This window comes from Aphanizomenon sp. CS-733/32 (assembly GCF_028330045.1).
Lineage (GTDB): Bacteria > Cyanobacteriota > Cyanobacteriia > Cyanobacteriales > Nostocaceae > Dolichospermum > Dolichospermum gracile.
Map to the genome: position 1 here is coordinate 1 of NZ_JAQMSE010000198.1, position 18,504 is coordinate 18,504.

Genomic DNA, 18,504 nt, shown 5'->3' on the forward strand with positions numbered 1-18,504 from the left:
GAATAGATTTTGATGACATTTTTGGTGATTTACTGTTTCTCAAATGCCTTTTTTCACTTTGTCTGTTTGTTTTGATGCTCCCTTCGATTTTCATCTCCGTAATTTCCCTCTGTAATATTTTGGGGTGCGGAATGTGGGATTTATTGGGAAGAGCGATCGCATTGGGTCAATAAAGCAATAAAATCTCCTCCAGGAAGAAAAAGAGGAGGGGTGTATGTTAAACGAAATAATTGCTATAGAGGTGCCGGTTTTACAGATAATTGACACAACTCTTCTAGGGATATCTTTCTTTCATTGTATACTTCTTCAATCTTCTTGGTAGCAGCTTCTAAAATTTCCTGACCACTTCTGATTTCGATGTTTAATTTATTTAGATTTTCATCAAAAATCACAAATAGGGAGATATTTTTTGCCATAGTTTGTGTAATACCTCGCACTTTAAAATCAGTAATAAATTTACCTTCTGTGGGGACATGAAGAGGTAAATTGGAAGATTGAACAATTTCTTGAATCTCTGCAAGTTGTAAACTAGAAATTGCTGGATTTTTTTGTTCAAGATTCACAAATTCTGCTAAATCGGGCTGATTAATTACAACATCTTCTAATGACTCATATTGAAATGTAATTTTCCCGGCTAAATTATCAGTAATTGCATAAATTTGCATAGAGTATGGAGGTTTAGGGACAGAACCCTGTGCGTAGAATAAACTTCCCTCTGCTGTGACAGTGATTTGAGATGTATCTGCTAGAGTTTGTAAAGATTGGAGATTAGCAATGGTACTTTTAACGAATACAGAATCTAGTCCTAAAATAGATGCTAAATCATTAGCTGTAGGTGGGGGATTAAACTCCATACCAGCACGAATAATAAACTCTTCTAAGACATTAAATTTGCGAGATTCTTTAATAGTTAATTCTAAGGAATTTTGAGTTACAGTATAGCCAAATTGACGCGCAGCTAAAACCAACAAACCAGAACTTTCAGCTTCAATTTTCTCAACTATATATTTGAGATTTTGATCAATCTGTTTAACTACAGAAGTAGGAAACATCAATAAAACCTCCATGATAATTAACCGTGTTGGCAACTTCAGAATACATATTACCAACTGTACCGGGTTTAGCGGTAAATAAATCGTGACAACCGACAATTACTAATAATTCTTGAGCGCGGGAAAAAGCCACATTCACCCGTTCTGGTTTATTGGCAAATCCCACATCTCCTTGATGATTATTCCGTACCATACTGACAATTACTACTGGTCTTTCCATACCTTGAAATCTATCAACCGTACCTGTTCTAATTTGTAAAGAAGGGAAAAGTTCAGATTGCAACCGTTCATCAATTTTCCGTAATTGAGCGCCATAAAAGGTAATTACAGCTATTTCTTTTTTTGGTTCTCCATTTGCAACTTTATTCATCCAAACCTGCTCAAATTGCTGACAGATACTTTCAATTACATCAATTTCTTTAGTATTCAAAAATGAAGTTCCATTGCGTTCTTCTTGAAATTCATTTTCTCTAGGCATTTTCACCCAACATAGATGATGATACGGTTGAATAATTTCCCCTGCTAAATTATGAGCGCGTTTTGTATCAGGTTCTAAAATCCCACATTCCAATTTACCATGATAAAACTGATTGATTGCGCCCATAATCATCGGGTGCATTCGATATTGAGTATTCAGCATTTTTTTAATGCTTTTATCGGCTGTTTCAAATTGACTTTTAAATAATGACTCTTCTAAAAATTGCAATTCTTCTCTGGTATTACCCATAGTTTTCGCAACTTCTTCCACAGTGCTAGTATCAAGCATAGGTGGTAATTGCCGATGATCTCCTACCATGACTAATTTTTTACCTTTCAAAGCCGGAATTAGCAATTCTGGAGGAGTGCATTTACTAACTTCATCAATAATTACAACATCAAAAGATTGAAATTCTTCTGAGAAATTATAATTTGCTGCTTGAACGCAAGTAATCCCGACAACGTTAGCATTATCTAAATAAATACCCCTTAAATCTTTACTATCTTGTTCTGAAGGTTGACGGAGTTTTGCAACCCAATCTTGCACAAAGTTTTGATATTTTTGCAGATAATTTTCTTCACTTTTTAGCTGTCGTTTCCATGACTTAAATTTATTTTGAATACTGCATAAAGAGTCTGAGTCAAATAAATTATCATTAGATAATTCTGGTTTGAGTTTATCTGGGATTGTTTGCCAAATTGACTGCCACCAATTCCGTTCGCTAATTAAACTATCTGATACCTGTAATTGTAATTTCTGTTCTAAATCAGATATTTTTATTTGTAATTCTGCAATCTCTTGTTGATAAATATTAGCTTCTGCTTGCAAATTTGTAAATTCCTGATTTAAAGAGTCTTTAATATTTTCTAAAACAGTAAAAGGTGCTAATGAAGAAATCAGAGTTTCCATTTCATTGACGCGATTTTCCCAAAATTTGACTTGCTGGGAAAATTCCTGCGGTTGTTCCCAGATATTTGCTTGTCTAGTCAGATATTTTTCTGCTAAAATTTTTAATGGCGTAGGAATATTGGGCTGTTTATGCAGTATTTGTAAGTTATGAATAACTTCTGCCAATTTTAAATTAGCAGCTTCTTTGCTTTTTTTTACCTGAGATTTAGCTTCAGATATTTGTTCTGAAGGAATTGCATTTTGCGGAAGTTCTTGAAATTGCTGGTGTAAGATTTGTAATTGTTGTTCAGCTTCAGTTTTAACTCTTAATACACATTGACGAGCATGAACTAAGATGATATCTAGTAATTCTTGGGTAATGCGGGTAAGAGTAGCTTCAATATTGTTCCATTCAAAGGATTTACCATAAGTTTTTTCCAATCTAATTAAAAAGACTTGAGTATTTTCAATTAGCAATTTTCGCTGTTTAGGATTGAGGAGTTGATAATTTTGGAGTTTTTGATAGGTTGTTTGCCATTGAATTTGATCGGGTTTTGATAATACTATTGGAATTTGACTAAAACTTTGCTGTAAAAAATAACTAAAATCATGTTTTTTACCTTTTCTATCTATAAAATTACCTTCTATTTCATAAGCTATGGCTTTTGTTAATACTCCCCAATCTGGTAAACTGATTTGATAATTTTTAGGAACAATAGTTAATTTTAATGTCTTCGCAAACATCAATAAACCTAATGGTAAATCTACCATGTTTTCTGTTAAAACTAAATTAGATTGTTGACATTCTTTTAAAACTTGATATAAGTTGTTGTAAGCTGTAGATTTCCATTCGACAATGGCTTCAATAATATAATCAATTTCCCGTTTGCGATTTTCCCAAATTTGGATGGTTGGCTGTAAATCGTTTTGGTTATTAAATTTCTGATAATCTGTTTCTAATTTCTCCAAGGATACAGAATGCTGTTGAAAAATATAAACTAATTTTGCTACTTCGGAAATAGCTAAACCGACATCATGAGCATTTTTTAATCCTGGTTTAAATCCAGAAAGATGAGTTGTGATATTTTCCTGTAACCAAACTGCTAACCCAAATGCACCAAATCCTGGACGGACAAAACCCAGTTCTTCAATACATTTGATAGCTTGACGCACATTTTCTCGAAAATCTTCTACTTGTTGGTTATTTTCTGTATAAGGTTTAATTTGTGGTAGAAAACTGTTGATTTCTGAAGATTCCCAATCTATATTTGTGGAATTTTTGAGGATATTTTCTAAACCAGTAATTAAATATTCAATTTCTTTTTTCTTGACTAAAGTTTGCTGATGTTCAAGCTGTTGATTTTGATAAGCTGCTTCTAAATTTTGTTTTTCGGTTTTAAGTTCATTCTGTTGCTGATTTATTTCTGCTTCTGCAAGGAAATAGTCTGTGAATCGCGGTAATAGCAGTAATAATTGATTGAGAATTTTGATATTTTCGTGACGTTGACTGAGATTATTTTCACAGTCAGTGGCGGTATTTTGTAGCCATGTACCAATGACTTGATCTTCTAAAAATGGCTGTCCTTCCTCTCCGACTTTTTCGGCTCGTCCCTTTCTAATAGCGCGAATAACGGGATTATGCACTAAGCGACTGAGGGCGTTATCAACGGCTAAATTGGCTTGAGAGGTAATTAATGTCCGTCCCCCACGCAAGGCTACCTGATAGCAAATTTCCGCAATTACAGTAGTTTTTCCCGTACCTGGTGGTCCTTGAATTAGCACTAAATCTTCTGCGGACAGGACTTTTTCAACTGCGGCTTTTTGTCCAGCATTTGCGGAGGATAATAATAAGTCTTTTGAGTTAAGTTTAGTTCTTTTGATAATCGGTCTAGCTTGGGAAGAGTCGAATAAAAAGTTACCTAAATAGGGATTTTGAGTGCGTCCTTGCCTTAATTGTTCTAGGGCTTTTTCTTTGCGTTCGATTTGTTTGATGTCTCCCGCAGCATCAAAAAATAAGTAGCCTTTATTCGGAAGTTGATAATTACCTTTGGCTATATATTCGATTAATTCTCGTTCTAGGCGAATATGAATAAGATTATGTTTTTGATCAATTTTTTCAATAGTTCCTAATTGACGACTGTGGCGACGATTTTTATCTGTAGGTACGGAATCAAGAAAGTTAACTTCCTGGTTTTTGGCTTTTTTGACTCGTTCCCAGAAATTCTCCCCACCTAAAATATTCTCTTCAGAACCATCTAATGTGGCTGAGTTAACTTTAATTTCTAAAGCAATTTGTCGAGAATGTGAGCTATTGTTAGCAAGTAGAAAAGATACACAAAATTGCCGTGATTTAGCAATCCGTTCTTCTACTTTTAAGAAGGCTTTCCAAGCTTTAAGTTGATCTTCTGTGGGGACATGATTGCCGCAAATTGGCATATTTTTTATTTTTGCCAATAATGGTTTAGGAATATCCAAACGATGTTGATGATTTGGGCTTAGTCGCAACCAATAAGGTAAAGCATAGCCGTCAATATTTCCCCGCAATTCATGTAGTAAATAAGCTGATAAAATTTTAAATCCGCCGTGTCCATCTTGACGAATAGCAGCTTTAAATGCTAGAGTTTTTCCTAGCTTTTTTAATTTCTTGGGAAGTTGAAAGTTATCTTGGTCTGTGGCTATAGTTAGTTCCCAAATCTCTTCTCCTGATTCTTTTCCTGTGCCTTGACGACGAATATAAAACAAGCCTGGTTGTTTACCAACTAAATCAAATAATAATTCATTGGCACGTTCTCGCCGTTCTCTAAAGTCAGGATATAATTGTAGGGATGATTGACCTTCAAAATGGCGAACTAAATTATCAACGGCTGAACCTATGAATGTATAACCACAATCTTCTATCTTCGTTTTATTATTCATAGTTTTTGTAATAAGGAATCAGATCCCCGACTTCTTAAAGAAGTCGGGGATCTTTATCTTGTGTTGATATTAAGAAGCTAGTGCTACTTCTACCAACTGTTGTAATTCTTTGTTGTTGTACATTTCAATCAAAATATCAGAACCGCCAACGAATTTACCATTAATGTATACTTGAGGAATTGTTGGCCAGTTGGAATATTCTTTGATGCCTTGACGGATTTCTTGATCTGCAAGTACGTCAATGGTTTCAAAGGGAACTCCTAATGCATTGAGAATTTGGACAACGTTATTAGAGAAACCACATTGGGGCATTAATTTGTTGCCCTTCATGAAAACCATAATTTTGTTTTCTTCTACCAAAGTATCAATTCTTTCTTTAAGTTCTGGGGTCATGATTAGTTATTTCCTTATGTTACTGAAATTCAAGAGTTGATACGATTTTAGATTTTGTTTTCTTAATCCAAAATCCCAACTCTAAAATCTAAAATTAGTTTGTTGCTTGCCAATTTTCGGGGGTGTAGGTTTTAAGTGCTAAAGCATGAATCGCTTCCGTAGACATGGCTTCTTGTAATGCGCTATAAACTAGTTGGTGTTGTTGCACCAGTCCCTTATCTGCAAACTGCGATGAAACTACTGTTACCTGATAGTGATCACCACCACCAGTCAAGTCTTGTACTTGCACTTGGGCATCTGGCATTTCTGCCTTGATCATTGCCTCTACCTGTTGCGGACTTATCATCGCCATTCCTGAAAAACTTACTTCTCTATTATTAACAGATATGTAGCGGTTGGCTGTTGCCTGTTAGCATTTGCCGATTATTTTTTACCTTGACGAGGAAAGGGGACATCTACAAAACCTAGTTCAAATAATTGTTGGTATGCTTTTGTGCCTAGTTCTCTGGTAGGGTTTTGACTTTTGATGACTTGCACTAGTAAAGGTATGGCTAATTCTGTCCGATTTTGCGCTCGATGTACTAGGGCTAATTGATAGGTGGCTTCATCGCGCTTTTGGGCAGTTGTTAAGGCATTTTTGCGGTAGGCATCGGCAGCGCGAATGTCAATACCTGCAAAACTAGAGTTGAGGTCCTGGTAAAAGCTGGATAATTGATTATAAACTTGACGGGCTTCTTGGAGTTTTTTGGCTGCTAGGGCGTAGTTTTGACTAGAAACTGCTGCGGTTGATTCTTTCATCAAGCGATCGCCCCCCTCTATACTTAAAAGATTATTACTTGTTCCTGTGGGACTCAGGGTATTAGGTTGATCTGTATCAATAGGTTTCGGTTGTTCCGTTGGTTTTGGTTTTTCAGCGGGTTTGGCTTGACTAACAGGATTAGATACCTTTTTTCCCTCAGCATAGGCAGGTGATAGCAGTCCCAAAAATACTATGAGTGATAAAGATGTCAAGCGAATTAAGGTAGCAGCATTCATGAGTTTAATTAGTACAAAAATTCTATAGAAAAAGTTGGGAAACTTTGTGTATCTTAACTCTCTTTGTCCTAGAGATAAAGTTAGTCACTCGATAACTATTCAAAAAGCTGAAGAAAAAATCCCCCAACTACTGCTAGAGGATATATTCTCCACACTTTGTCTTAGTCGTCAGTTACCTATTTTAAAGTTCCCAAAACAGGAGTTAACTCAGTCGCTGGAATCTGCGGATTTAAGAATCCACCCGCATAAATATGAGGATTGGTTTGGGAAATAATGGTATAAGATTGGCGAACATGAGCATTGACAGCCACAGTTTTCGCATCATACATTTGCATAGCTACCTTGGGGTAGAAACCAATGCCAATAATCAGCAACAGAAAACAGGCAGCAATAAACACTTCACGGGGTCTGGCATCAGTGTATACAGTTTCCGTTGGTAACAGGCAATCTGTCCCAAAACAAGCCGTTCCTTCATCTTCCTGATTTTCTAAATTAGCATTGTTAATATCGCAAATCAGGGCTGCATCAGAACCATAAAATACTTCACGCAGCATAGAAAGTAGATAAATAGGTGTGAGGATGACTCCCACAGCAGCTAGAAAAACTGTGACGGTGCAGAATGTAGAGGTGTAAACATCGCTAGTTGTGATACCCACAAATACTGAAAGTTCGCCCACAAAGCCACTCATTCCCGGTAAAGCCAAAGATGCCATAGCCCCCATTGTAAACAGGGCAAACACTTTTGGCATAGCTTGACCAATACCGCCCATTTCTGCCATTACCATTGTGCGGGAACGGTCATAGGTTACACCAGCCAAGAAGAATAACACGGAAGCAATTAAACCATGGGATATCATCTGCAACATTGCACCGTTGATACCCAAATCGGTAAAAGAGGCAATTCCTATTAATACAAAACCCATGTGAGAAATTGAGGAATTAGCCAAACGCCGTTTCATATTCGTTTGGGCAAAGGAATTTAAAGCACCATAGATAATGTTGACAACACCGAGAATAGCTAGAACCGGGGCAAAGTAAACATGAGCATCGGCAAGTAGGTCAAGATTTAGGCGAATTAGTCCATATCCGCCCATTTTCAACAGCACACCTGCCAAAATCATAGATACTGGAGAAGATGCTTCTCCGTGAGCATCTGGTAGCCAAGTATGCAAGGGGAAAATCGCCAATTTTACGCCAAAGGCAATTAACAAACCTGCATATAGTAGTAGTTGCAGAGTCAGAGGATATTCTTTATGGGCAAGTTCTGCAACATCAAAAGTCACATTTCCGCCGCCATATAGCCCCATTGCCAGGGCTGCTACCAAGATAAATATAGAAGCCGCTGCGGTATAAAGTAAAAATTTTGTAGCTGCGTAGCGTCGCCTTTGTCCACCCCAAATACAAACGAGTAAATATACAGGGATGAGTTCGACTTCCCACATAATGAAAAATAACAGCAAGTCTTGGGCGACAAATACCCCAACCTGTGCAGAATACAACACAAGCATGAGAAAATAGAACAGCTTTGGTCTCCGGTCAACTTGCCAAGCCGAAAAAATCGCCAGTGTGGTGACAAATCCCGCCAAAAGTACCAAGGGGGCGGAAATACCATCCACAGAAACAGCCCAGTTTAAGCCCAACTGAGGCATCCAGACATAATTTTCTACCAGTTGAAAATTCGCATTACTGGCATCGTAATGTTGCCAAAAGGCATAACACATGAAAATAAAGTCAGCAATACCTATGCCCAGTGCATACCATCTGACAAGTTTGCCATCTTTATCTGGCAATACAGGGATGAACAAGGATGCTACAAGTGGAAATAGGACAATCGCGGTAAGCCAAGGAAAATGATCCGCTATCATGTCAATAGGAAAAAATACTTATTGGTTGATGATGTTATTGTACTAAACTTTTTAACAATTTCTTTATAAGTTTTTCCCCCAGTTTAGCATAAGAGAATATATACCTAAATAAATCTTATGCTTAGGATTGAGGAGATTGAAACTATTTTCCTTTGTCTCCCTGATGATTTAAAATAAGTTATTAGATGTACTGTTACAGCGATTTCCAATCATATAAGGTACATCTTAGCCCCCTCATCGCTTGCGGGGAGGGGGTTGGGGGTGGGGTTTTTGTTCCGGGTTTGATGACAATTTGCTGTAAATCAATGACTGAAATTCAATTGGCTCAAACAGGTCTTGACAATCGAGATCAGTACCTCTGGTTAGAGGAGACAATCCTAAAACTCAAGGCGCGAGATTTTCACAGTTTGGATGTGGAACATTTAATTGAGGAGATGGAAATCTTGGCGAGTAGGGATAGGGCTGAGGTTGAAAGCCGCCTAATTGTGCTATGGGTGCATTTATTAAAACGGATTTATGTTAATAGTGAATATGATCATCGTGGCTGGGAAGTGACAATTCGAGAACAACGTCGTCAATTAAGAATTATTCTTAAACAATCCCCTAGTCTGAAGCGATATTTTACAGCAGTATTAGATCAAGCTTGGGAAGAGGCGCTGATGGAAGTTAGGGAAGATTATCCTAGTTTTCAGTTTCCTGATGTGTGGGAGTTTAGCCTAAATGTTGATGTGCTTTTGAGTGAGAAGTTTTGGGATTTTGTTGGGTAGAAATATAATTTTTTTGCACGCAGAGGCGCAGAGAGTTCTAAGCAATTGGCAAATCCTGCATATTTTTTGATGTTAAGTTGATGAAATCCTATTAATTGCAAGTGTCATTAATCCAATTGTCTACTCTATTAATAAGAGCCTCTACCCATTCTTTGGTAAGTCTTGTTCCATAATCTCCTGGTAGATGTACTTTGTCAACAGCCTTGTACAAACCTCTCTTCCAAGACTCAAATTCATAAGTTGCTTCTTCATCACCTTTATATGCTTTCAATGCAAGTTGGAAGAATGGGATGTTAACTTCGTCACCAGCTAAACCGTTATAACCATTTTTGATGTCCCAATTGACACCACTACACATTATCCCTGCATATTTTATTTGATCTATGTAAACCTGTTCATAATATCGCATTGGACAGTAAGTATAATTATGTTGACTCTGATTAGTTCTTGCTATAATTTCCTCTTTAATATCTTCATTTTTTTCTAATCCCGATTCAAGTAATGCTATTATTGTATGATTAGGCTCTATAGGAAGACAAATGTTTGCTCCCTTTTCTTCTGCTCTATAAATCCAAGGTGGAGTAGAAAACAAGTTGTTAGTCCATAACCCTAATCTATATTTTCTAGCAAAGTATTGAGCATCTAAATAACACGGTTCTATTTCATCAGTTAAAAAATCATAATAAGCCCAAGCATTACCTGTTGCTACCATTAACCAGCTTAATGAATAACCATTTATGAAAACATCAGCAATAGTTCGCTCGTGTTTTTCATCAAAATCAATAAATCTGAAATTTACTACAGAAGATGTATTTGAAAATAGGTTTTCTAGCCAGTTTTTTGAGTCTAACCCATACTCTTGATTATATTCGGGAGCATCTATATAAGCTAAACGAATATTCAGCATTTTCTCGTCAAGATTGATGAATAAGCCATCTCCATCTATTATTTTGATAACTTGACCTTGTTCTAAGTTTTTATATGAGTTGGCATGAATAGCTGAGATATGCTTGTTTAGCAGTAATAAGAAATCAGTATTTTTGTGATTTGATTCAACCATGAGTATTTTTGTGTATGGATGAATATAATTTTGCTTTATCATAACCTATGTCTAACTCTATATTAAAAATTTTATCTGTCATTACTAAAAAAGAATGACAAAATCAGAGTTTTGATTTTAAACGATGTCAACTGCCATGTATTAGCCTCAAATTGTGCTAAACCCATTTTCAGTCATTTTAAATTCCAACTTTGTAATAGAATTAGAAGGCTCTTTACATTCTTGTAAAAAGTCAAACAATGTTTCCGTAGGAATAACACAGCCATAACCCAAAATATCTGGACGTGCTTCTGCTTCCGCAGGAAGTTGGCAAACCACACCTATAACTTTACCATACTGATTAATAACTGGACCACCACTGTTACCTCCTTTAACTCTAGCACTTATTAAAAAATATGTTTGTGCATCTAAATATGCTTTTTCTTCAGCTATAATTTGTCCTGTTGTTGATTTCAAATATCCAGAAATTTGTGCAGTTTCCGAAATTAATAATGCGTCAAAACCATTAATTGGTGGATATCCCATAGTTAGAATATTATCTAATATTTCCGCTTTATCATACTCAAAACTCGGTATATTTGAAAAAGCATCTCCCTCAAATTCAAGAACAGCTAAATCTATTCTTTCATCACCAGGAGTCCAGATATTTAAAAGAGGTGCATTGGCAAAATTACATTCAGGAATAATTACTTCTCTCATATTCTCAATACAATGCCTTGCAGTTACAAATATTTTATTTTCAAATAATGGGAAATTAAGTAAAAATCCAGAACCTATATCATCTGAATTATCTCTTGTTGTAACCACTACAGGCTTAACTGTCGCTTTAAAATGATTGCGAATATGAGGAAATCCAAAAACTAAAAACTCATAATCACCATAATTTATTTCTTCATTTTTAACTTTTAAATAAGAATAATATTTTTCATCTAATGGGGGACTTTCTATAGTATCAATTCCATAAGAGTCATATTGCTTGTTTAATATCGGACTTGCTATATAATTGATTCCAACAGGAAACAGAATTCCTTCACTAGTTAATTTTCTAATTATCTTAATTACTCTATACCAGTTTTCAGAATAATCGGAATCCCCTGAATCATCTGATTTATCATAGTTATTATAATCCTTCAAGAACTCGGTTACTGATCTGGGAATAATTCCTTCAGAATTTTGGTTAGCATTGGAGAAATGAAAGAAGTTGATTATATCTGCTACTAAACCCATTTTAAAATCTCCTCAGTATTAGTCATCAGTTTATTAATGACATAAAATTTATTTCAAAACAATACTCTTCGCATTTTCGTATTTTTAATTTAACACGATTACGCAAAGAGTATCAATAGTAACTTAATCTTGAGTTTTATTCAAGATAGGAGTTAAAAATGACTAGAAGTTGCTAAAGTTGGTAATTGCTTCTGTGATTTTATTCACCACTTCATCTACAGTTATGACTCCCAATTCCCCAGAAGCACGGGTGCGGATACTCAAGCTGTTGGTTTCCACTTCCTTCGCACCAACCACCGCCATGACAGGTATTTTATCTTTTTCGGCGTTACGAATCAACTTACCCAGGCGATCGCCACTCAAATCCACTTCCGCCCGAATCCCTAACGCAACCATCCTCGCTGCCACTTCTTTGGTAAAATCTAACTGAAGATCACCTACAGGTAATAACCTGATTTGCACAGGCGCTAACCACAAGGGAAAATCACCCGCATATTCTTCAATCAAAATCCCAATTAATCGTTCTAAAGAACCAAATGGTGCGCGGTGAATCATTACTGGACGTTGACGCGAACCATCTTCAGCCACATATTCTAAATCAAACCGTTCAGGTAAATTATAATCTACCTGCACCGTTCCCAATTGCCATTCTCGTTCCAAAGCATCACTGAAGATAAAATCAAGTTTTGGACCATAGAAAGCCGCTTCCCCAATGCCTTCAAAATGCTCCATTCCCAATTGTTGCACAGCGCGACGAATCGCTCCTTCCGCTTTATCCCAAACTTCATCCCCACCAATATATTTATCACTGGCTGGGTCGCGGAAACTCAATCGGGCTTTAAAATTCTTCAATTGCAGACTTTTGAAAACGCTCAAAATCAAATCTACAACATTCAGAAATTCGCTGTCTAACTGTTCAGGAGTCACAAACAAATGAGAATCATCAACCGTAAAACCGCGCACTCTGGTTAAACCACCCAATTCTCCCGATTGTTCATAACGGTAAACTGTACCAAATTCCGCCAACCGCATCGGTAATTCCCGATAAGAGCGTAATTCACTCTTGTATATTTGGATATGGAAAGGGCAATTCATCGGTTTCATGACAAAACCCTGTTCTATGGCTCTTGCTTCCTGATCTTCAGCCATTAAAGGAAACATATCTTCCTTGTATTTCTGCCAATGTCCTGATGTCTTAAATAAATCCACCCTAGCAATGTGGGGAGTTACAACAGGCAAATAACCCCGTTTTAACTGCTCTTTTTTGAGAAAGTCCTCTAAAATCGTTCTTAACAAAGTCCCCTTCGGAGTCCACAAAGGTAAACCAGGACCGACTAAATCGGAAAAGATAAATAACCCCAGTTCTTTACCCAGTTTACGATGATCACGGCGTAAAGCTTCTTCCTTGCGGCGTTTGTACTCAGCTAATTGTTCGGGAGTTTCCCAAGCCGTAGCATAAATACGCTGCAACTGGGCCTTTTTCTCATCTCCCCGCCAATAAGCACCAGCAACACTTTCTAATTCTATAGCTTTGGGATTTATTTCGCTGGTATTTTCCAAATGTGGACCAGCACACAAATCCCACCATTGATCTCCCAAATGGTAAATCGTGATAGGTTCTTGTTTAATATCAGCCAGAATTTCTAGCTTATAAGGTTCTTTAATAGCTTCAATGCGGTGTTGTGCTTCCTCTCTGCTGACTTCTTCCCGAATTAACGGCAATTTGCGATTAATAATCTTCACCATTTCTTTTTGAATGGTTTTCAAATCCTTATCACTAAAGGGTTCTGGACTATCAAAGTCATAATAAAACCCATTCTCAATCCAGGGACCAATTGTGACTTGCGCTTTGGGAAACAGCTTTTGTACTGCCATTGCCATAATATGGGAAGCTGTATGGCGAATCTTTTTTAAAGTTTCTGACTCGCTGGTCCGGGGTAAATAGATTTTTTCGACTACTTGGATTTCTTGATTTGGCGACATTGGCTGTTAAACTTTTGGCGAAGTGTTAAAAATAAACTTGACAAAAAATATCTTTACAAAATAAATAATAGTCCACTAGCTATGGTTTCTCCTAATTTAGCTCGATCGCAAGCTTTTAGTCATTGGTCATTGGTGAAAACTATTCTTCTTTCTTCTTTCTTCTTCCTCCTGACTCCTGACTCCTTGACTCTCTGAATTTCTTCCTTTAGAGGTATCAACACTTACCCCCAAAGAAAGTTACAAAACTGTTGCCAAATTTATATAATCATGCATTAGACACCAAGTTACAGAGTTTTTGGTGTGGGAAGTCATGAATTGATTGTTAAGAATCGTAAATAACGTTAATATAAAAAAAGAATTAGGAAATATGCTTCTCATATATGGAAGACTCAAATTTACCAAGTGCTGATTTACTGAAATCAGTCTTAGAACCGCTGTTAGAGGATTTTCAATATTGGTTTGAGCGATATCGTCACATCCTGGAAAATGAGAAAATCCGATTCATGAGTGAACAAGAGCAACTAGACTTACTAAAACGAGTCAAAGATGCACAATGTGAACTGAATACAGCCAGAATGTTGTTTACAGCAATTGAAAAGCAAGTGGGAATTAATATGGCAACTGTCATGCCTTGGCATCAATTGGTTACAGAATGTTGGGGTGTAGGAATGGGTTTAGGTCAATTCAAGGAATAATAAATCCCTGGCAAAATCTAAATGAAGTGGAAATTGTAAAGATACTAGACAATTCTTAACATTGTTTTCATAAAAAAATAATGTGTCTCATGTTACCTTAATCTGAATATAAGGATTGCATCAGATAACATAGGCGCACAAGTAAGGAATTTTACATTCTCTTTTACCGCGAATCGTTTATTTGCGGAGTTTTAAGTTTTACGAAATAACATTTTAACCTGTACTGTTTTGGAGGAAAATTCAATGCTACACCTACTATATATTTTAGCCTTTACCGTTTTGGCATTTATGGCTGTCGGTAATTTAATTCGGAATCTGATCATGTTCAGTTTCGATAGAGAACGGACATATCCAGCCAACCAATCATCACAAGGTGGCTTTGGTTATTATGCAGCCAGAAAGCAGTATGTTTCCCATCCTGAATTGTTAGATAGCGCAGGTAACATGATTAAAGAACCACTGTTAGTCATGCGCTCAATTAATATTGAGGATGCACGGGAACAGTTAGATGCTCTTTACGAATCCTCTCCTAGTCAAAAAAGCGATCGCTCAGAAGGAGCATAATCTATCATTATTAATATTCAGAATCTGTATGGGCAACCACGGGGGGTTGCCCAGTCTCCATAGCCGAGGGAAGCTAGAAGTTCACAACAAAGAAAGAATAATTTAAACCCTGAAAAAGTATTCGAGTTGTTGAATCGCCAATTGCTAATTTTCTAATTTACATTCCAAAGCTTTTTTTTGCATTGTTTTGAAAATATTGTAAAAACCATTAGCGCGGGAAGGAGTCAAACTCACATTTAAGCCAGTTTCTTGAATAAAATCAGGAGTAAGCTGAACTATTTCTGTGGGTGTTGATCCATTTAATCCTTCTATTAATAATGCTAACAATCCCTTCGTTAACTGGGAATCAGAATCACCCTGAAACATGACTTTATCATCTTCTAATGATGCCGTAACATACACCTGAGAAACGCAACCTGGAACTTTATTTTCGGGAATTTTTCCGTTTTCAGGAAATTCTTGTAGCTTTTGAGCGTACCATATCAATTGCTCATAGCGTCGTTTGGGTTCTGTAGCGCGTTGAAAGCGGTGGACGATTTTATTCAGTGCTGGCGGTAAGGAATCAAGAGTTGAGGACATGATCAATCCAGGAAATAATTACCCTTATTTTAGCAATTACCAGCCATTCCAGATACCATCAAGACAGCGGCAAATATCAAAAATTGTGATTAAGTACAGCAGTTGTTTCTATTAAGAAGTAAAAACAGATGTTAAAATTTGCTACAAAGTAAGCAGTTATATAGATTTTTATTACTCAATATTTGGATGATATTGTCAAACATCCAAAAATATCAGGAGTAACTCAGATGTTGACTTCAAGCTTACTGGCTACAGCCACCACATCTCTAGAATGGAGTCCTAATATTGGCATAATTATGATTATTGCCAATATTTTCGCTATTGCTATTGGCAAATTTACTATTGAGCGTCCTAACGCTAAACCAGAATTACCAGCACCTCAATTTTTCGGTGGTTTTGGTTTACCTGCGGTATTAGCAACTGCTTCCTTCGGGCATATTTTGGGAGCAGGTATTATTCTAGGATTACACAGTATTGGTAAAATCTAAGTTCTGCTGATTAAAAATTAGGGAGAGAAATATATTTTTCTTCTCCCTTTTTTATAATTTAGCTTTAACTATAGCAGGTGACATTTAGCATTGGTAGATGTCCTAACCGCCTTGTCCGTTGCTATAAATATATGTGAGTAAATTTTGAGTATAATTTATAACTTATTCAATGATAATCTAAGCATTCATGAATCTGTTATGCTATAGAAATTAACGGCGTTGCTGATTAAGGGTATGAATTTTAGTTTCACGCAAAGGCGCACAGACGCACTGAAGTTGGAGTTTTAAAGGTTTAATTTGGGAATTTCATACCTCAATTCAGCAACGCCAAATTAACTTCCCATAAGCACTAGTTCAAGTTTGAATTATTAATTATTAAAAATGCCATCTAAAATTACACTTACCATCACACAGGGTAAACTTTCTAGAAAACAATATGTTTTTGAATCTCGCAGCACTTGTATTGTTGGCAGAAATGATGACTGTAACTTGCAAATAGCTGATAAGGTGGATATGACCATTTCCCGCTATCACTGTTTACTTGATATTAACCCTCCAGATATTCGTGTGCGAGATTTAGGAAGTTTAAATGGTACTTTTGTAAACGGTAAAAAAATTGGCCAAAGACAAAGGCAACAACCTGCCCAAGAAGCTGTAAGATTAAGCTTTCCCGAATACAATTTACAAGACGGTGATGAAATTAAACTGGGTGATATTCTTTTTAAAATTGGCGTACAAGTAGAAGACCAATTAAACAAAATACCAGATTTACCTGTCCCAGAAGAAAACGAACAACAGAACTTTTTAACCGCTGCTAAAAAACTTATAAATTTATCTCAAAGTGGTCATGCTAGTCTTCAGAGTATCTCTGGCTATAGTTTAACCAAGTCATTAGGTAAAGGTGACTTTGCAGAAGTATTTGCAGCCAAGGATATTCAAACCAAGAAATCCATCGCTCTTAAGATTATGTTACCTGCGGTTGCGAATCAAAAAAATCGGATAGAAATGTTTTTGAGAGCAACAGAAAACATCAAGATTTTACAACATCCTAATATTGTGCAATTGTTAGATTATGGCTTTGTGGAAAATACTTTCTTTTTCACAATGGAATATTTTTCAGGAGGTAATGTTTGGGACTTTATGCAAAGATCGGGGTGGCGTTTACCTATTGATATTGCCGTAGATATAACCTTACAAGTTCTCGATGGTTTAATATATGCCCATCAAGTCGAAATTCCCTACATTAAATCAGTTGATGGCATAATAACTAAAGGTAAGGGGTTAGTTCATCAAAACTTAAAACCAAATAATATTTTCATCAGTAAAATCAACGATAAAATAGTTGTAAAAATAGGAGATTATGGTTTATCCAAAGCATTTGACTTAGCTGGGTTAAGTGGACAAACTTTAACCGGGACAAAGATGGGAACACCCGCATTTATGCCCCGTCAACAGGTGCTAAATTTTAAAGACGAATTGCCAGAAATTGATATCTGGGCAACAGCAGCCTGTTTATATAATATGCTGACGGGATATTTTCCCCGTAATTTTACAGGTGATCCCTGGTTATCAGTTTTACAAAATAGTCCTGTTCCTATTCTTCAGCGTCATCATGGTATTCCCCAAAAGTTGGCAAAGGTGATAGATTTAGCTTTGCAGGAAAAACCACAAATTTATTTTCAAACAGCAGTAGAATTTAAACAGGCTTTATTAGATTGTCTGTAAACCATCAAGTAAGTAGGTGAACACAATAAAACCAATCTGTGTAAAGAAAAGTAAAATCGCCCAAACCCTCTTCACTTTTGCCTCTTGCCTTGCCATAACGACGATTTTCAATGCTAACCTACTTAAATAAGTTATGACTGCATTATCAACAATACAAGAACTACCATCTCAATTGATTACACCAGAAAATTTTCAACCTTATGGACAGGTAATATATGCAAGTCAAGATGGGAAAAATTTTGATCAAGAAGATGCACAGTTAAATTTACAAAATGGTATTCCCCGTTTTTATATTATGCGATTGCAAAAAAACGGCCGGAAATTTCACCAAATTACTCGTCATATCAAATGTACTCAATGTTTAGGTTCTCTAGATGGTAAAGATTGGTTAATGGCAGTTTGTCCACCTAATAATGAGATGAATGAACCTCTATTATCAAAACTTACAGCTTTTCGCATTCCAGGAAGTTGTTTTATTAAATTAAGTGTAGGAACTTGGCACGCAGGACCATATTTTGATCATGAGTTTGTAGATTTTTACAATTTAGAATTGAGTGATACAAATGTAGTAGATCATTTTACTCATAATTTTCTCAAAAGTCATAATTTAGCTTTTGAGATGATTTAAAGTAAGATCCCCGACTTCTTAGAGGATGTTTGAAAAGTTTTGAGGAGTCAAAATTTATGCCAATCGCCTGAGCATGATACGGATCATAGCTAGATAGATAAAAGTCTCTGATGTTTCAGGTAATAACTCGTAGTCTCTGACTAACCGACGACAACCCATCA

16 protein-coding genes and 1 pseudogene are annotated in these 18,504 nt (G+C 36.3%); 6 read left to right on the forward strand and 11 right to left on the reverse strand.

Features of this window, described 5'->3' with window-relative positions; genetic code table 11:
* Positions 1-233: 233 nt before the first annotated feature.
* The 6 genes from PN471_RS15665 to PN471_RS15690 all read right to left on the reverse strand — a co-directional run bounded on the left by PN471_RS15665 (position 234) and on the right by PN471_RS15690 (position 8,627).
* On the reverse strand, positions 234-1,052 hold the full coding sequence (locus PN471_RS15665; protein WP_271777645.1) for a hypothetical protein: 819 nt from the start codon (positions 1,050-1,052) through the stop codon (positions 234-236).
* Positions 1,030-5,334, reverse strand: a complete 4,305-nt coding sequence (locus PN471_RS15670) for an AAA domain-containing protein (RefSeq protein WP_271777646.1) — start codon at positions 5,332-5,334, stop codon at positions 1,030-1,032. Before PN471_RS15670 ends, PN471_RS15665 begins: the two co-directional genes overlap by 23 nt.
* A 69-nt stretch (positions 5,335-5,403) precedes the next feature.
* Positions 5,404-5,727 carry a Grx4 family monothiol glutaredoxin gene (grxD, locus tag PN471_RS15675; RefSeq protein WP_193891252.1) on the reverse strand — a complete coding sequence of 108 codons (324 nt, stop codon included), beginning with the start codon at positions 5,725-5,727 and terminating at the stop codon, positions 5,404-5,406.
* A gap of 94 nt (positions 5,728-5,821) precedes the next feature.
* The gene (locus PN471_RS15680) at positions 5,822-6,073 is read right to left on the reverse strand and encodes a BolA family protein (protein WP_193891348.1); all 252 of its coding nucleotides are present in this window, start codon (positions 6,071-6,073) and stop codon (positions 5,822-5,824) included.
* A gap of 77 nt (positions 6,074-6,150) precedes the next feature.
* A complete protein-coding gene (locus tag PN471_RS15685; RefSeq protein WP_271777647.1) occupies positions 6,151-6,762 on the reverse strand; it encodes a hypothetical protein in 612 nt (203 codons plus the stop codon).
* A gap of 176 nt (positions 6,763-6,938) precedes the next feature.
* Positions 6,939-8,627 carry an NAD(P)H-quinone oxidoreductase subunit 4 gene (locus tag PN471_RS15690; protein ID WP_271777648.1) on the reverse strand — a complete coding sequence of 563 codons (1,689 nt, stop codon included), beginning with the start codon at positions 8,625-8,627 and terminating at the stop codon, positions 6,939-6,941.
* Between the two features lie 305 nt (positions 8,628-8,932).
* On the opposite strand from PN471_RS15690, the gene PN471_RS15695 reads away from it, so the two are divergent.
* Entirely contained in the window at positions 8,933-9,394 is a 462-nt protein-coding gene (locus tag PN471_RS15695; RefSeq protein WP_271777649.1) for a DUF29 domain-containing protein, read from the forward strand.
* Positions 9,395-9,485: 91 nt separating this feature from the next.
* Here PN471_RS15695 and PN471_RS15700 read toward each other — a convergent pair whose 3' ends face one another.
* The 3 genes from PN471_RS15700 to thrS form a co-directional block, all read right to left on the reverse strand.
* Positions 9,486-10,454, reverse strand: coding sequence for a thermonuclease family protein (locus tag PN471_RS15700; protein WP_271777650.1), 969 nt, complete (start codon positions 10,452-10,454; stop codon positions 9,486-9,488).
* A 147-nt stretch (positions 10,455-10,601) separates the two neighbouring features.
* Entirely contained in the window at positions 10,602-11,681 is a 1,080-nt protein-coding gene (locus PN471_RS15705; RefSeq protein WP_271777651.1) for a S1 family peptidase, read from the reverse strand.
* Positions 11,682-11,843: 162 nt separating this feature from the next.
* On the reverse strand, positions 11,844-13,664 hold the full coding sequence (gene thrS / locus PN471_RS15710; RefSeq protein WP_271777652.1) for a threonine--tRNA ligase: 1,821 nt from the start codon (positions 13,662-13,664) through the stop codon (positions 11,844-11,846).
* A 380-nt stretch (positions 13,665-14,044) separates the two neighbouring features.
* On the opposite strand from thrS, the gene PN471_RS15715 reads away from it, so the two are divergent.
* A complete protein-coding gene (locus tag PN471_RS15715; protein ID WP_271777653.1) occupies positions 14,045-14,359 on the forward strand; it encodes a DUF2605 domain-containing protein in 315 nt (104 codons plus the stop codon).
* Between the two features lie 243 nt (positions 14,360-14,602).
* On the forward strand, positions 14,603-14,923 hold the full coding sequence (locus PN471_RS15720) for a DUF2973 domain-containing protein (protein ID WP_193891281.1): 321 nt from the start codon (positions 14,603-14,605) through the stop codon (positions 14,921-14,923).
* Between the two features lie 144 nt (positions 14,924-15,067).
* Here the strand turns inward: PN471_RS15720 and PN471_RS15725 are convergent, their stop codons facing one another.
* Complete coding sequence (locus PN471_RS15725; protein WP_271777654.1) at positions 15,068-15,502, reverse strand: SufE family protein; 435 nt, start codon at positions 15,500-15,502, stop codon at positions 15,068-15,070.
* A gap of 227 nt (positions 15,503-15,729) precedes the next feature.
* Between PN471_RS15725 and psaK the strand changes: the two genes are divergently transcribed.
* The 3 genes from psaK to PN471_RS15740 all read left to right on the forward strand — a co-directional run bounded on the left by psaK (position 15,730) and on the right by PN471_RS15740 (position 18,343).
* A complete protein-coding gene (gene psaK / locus PN471_RS15730) occupies positions 15,730-15,990 on the forward strand; it encodes a photosystem I reaction center subunit PsaK (RefSeq protein WP_193891287.1) in 261 nt (86 codons plus the stop codon).
* A 381-nt stretch (positions 15,991-16,371) separates the two neighbouring features.
* Positions 16,372-17,715 (forward strand): protein kinase domain-containing protein, encoded by a 1,344-nt coding sequence (locus PN471_RS15735; RefSeq protein ID WP_271777655.1) that lies wholly within the window; start codon positions 16,372-16,374, stop codon positions 17,713-17,715.
* Between the two features lie 133 nt (positions 17,716-17,848).
* Entirely contained in the window at positions 17,849-18,343 is a 495-nt protein-coding gene (locus PN471_RS15740) for an ureidoglycolate lyase (protein WP_271777656.1), read from the forward strand.
* A 54-nt stretch (positions 18,344-18,397) separates the two neighbouring features.
* On the opposite strand, the pseudogene PN471_RS15745 reads toward PN471_RS15740, so the two are convergent.
* A pseudogene (locus PN471_RS15745) lies at positions 18,398-18,504 on the reverse strand (IS5/IS1182 family transposase); the annotation flags it as partial.

Bases quoted from the DNA above. Each gene is read 5' to 3' on its own strand.
- PN471_RS15665 (WP_271777645.1), bottom strand. From the start codon at position 1,052: ATGTTTCCTACTTCTGTAGTTAAACAGATTGATCAAAATCTCAAATAT.
- PN471_RS15670 (WP_271777646.1), bottom strand. From the start codon at position 5,334: ATGAATAATAAAACGAAGATAGAAGATTGTGGTTATACATTCATAGGT.
- grxD (WP_193891252.1), bottom strand. From the start codon at position 5,727: ATGACCCCAGAACTTAAAGAAAGAATTGATACTTTGGTAGAAGAAAAC.
- PN471_RS15680 (WP_193891348.1), bottom strand. From the start codon at position 6,073: ATGATAAGTCCGCAACAGGTAGAGGCAATGATCAAGGCAGAAATGCCA.
- PN471_RS15685 (WP_271777647.1), bottom strand. From the start codon at position 6,762: ATGAATGCTGCTACCTTAATTCGCTTGACATCTTTATCACTCATAGTA.
- PN471_RS15690 (WP_271777648.1), bottom strand. From the start codon at position 8,627: ATGATAGCGGATCATTTTCCTTGGCTTACCGCGATTGTCCTATTTCCA.
- PN471_RS15695 (WP_271777649.1), top strand. From the start codon at position 8,933: ATGACTGAAATTCAATTGGCTCAAACAGGTCTTGACAATCGAGATCAG.
- PN471_RS15700 (WP_271777650.1), bottom strand. From the start codon at position 10,454: ATGGTTGAATCAAATCACAAAAATACTGATTTCTTATTACTGCTAAAC.
- PN471_RS15705 (WP_271777651.1), bottom strand. From the start codon at position 11,681: ATGGGTTTAGTAGCAGATATAATCAACTTCTTTCATTTCTCCAATGCT.
- thrS (WP_271777652.1), bottom strand. From the start codon at position 13,664: ATGTCGCCAAATCAAGAAATCCAAGTAGTCGAAAAAATCTATTTACCC.
- PN471_RS15715 (WP_271777653.1), top strand. From the start codon at position 14,045: ATGGAAGACTCAAATTTACCAAGTGCTGATTTACTGAAATCAGTCTTA.
- PN471_RS15720 (WP_193891281.1), top strand. From the start codon at position 14,603: ATGCTACACCTACTATATATTTTAGCCTTTACCGTTTTGGCATTTATG.
- PN471_RS15725 (WP_271777654.1), bottom strand. From the start codon at position 15,502: ATGTCCTCAACTCTTGATTCCTTACCGCCAGCACTGAATAAAATCGTC.
- psaK (WP_193891287.1), top strand. From the start codon at position 15,730: ATGTTGACTTCAAGCTTACTGGCTACAGCCACCACATCTCTAGAATGG.
- PN471_RS15735 (WP_271777655.1), top strand. From the start codon at position 16,372: ATGCCATCTAAAATTACACTTACCATCACACAGGGTAAACTTTCTAGA.
- PN471_RS15740 (WP_271777656.1), top strand. From the start codon at position 17,849: ATGACTGCATTATCAACAATACAAGAACTACCATCTCAATTGATTACA.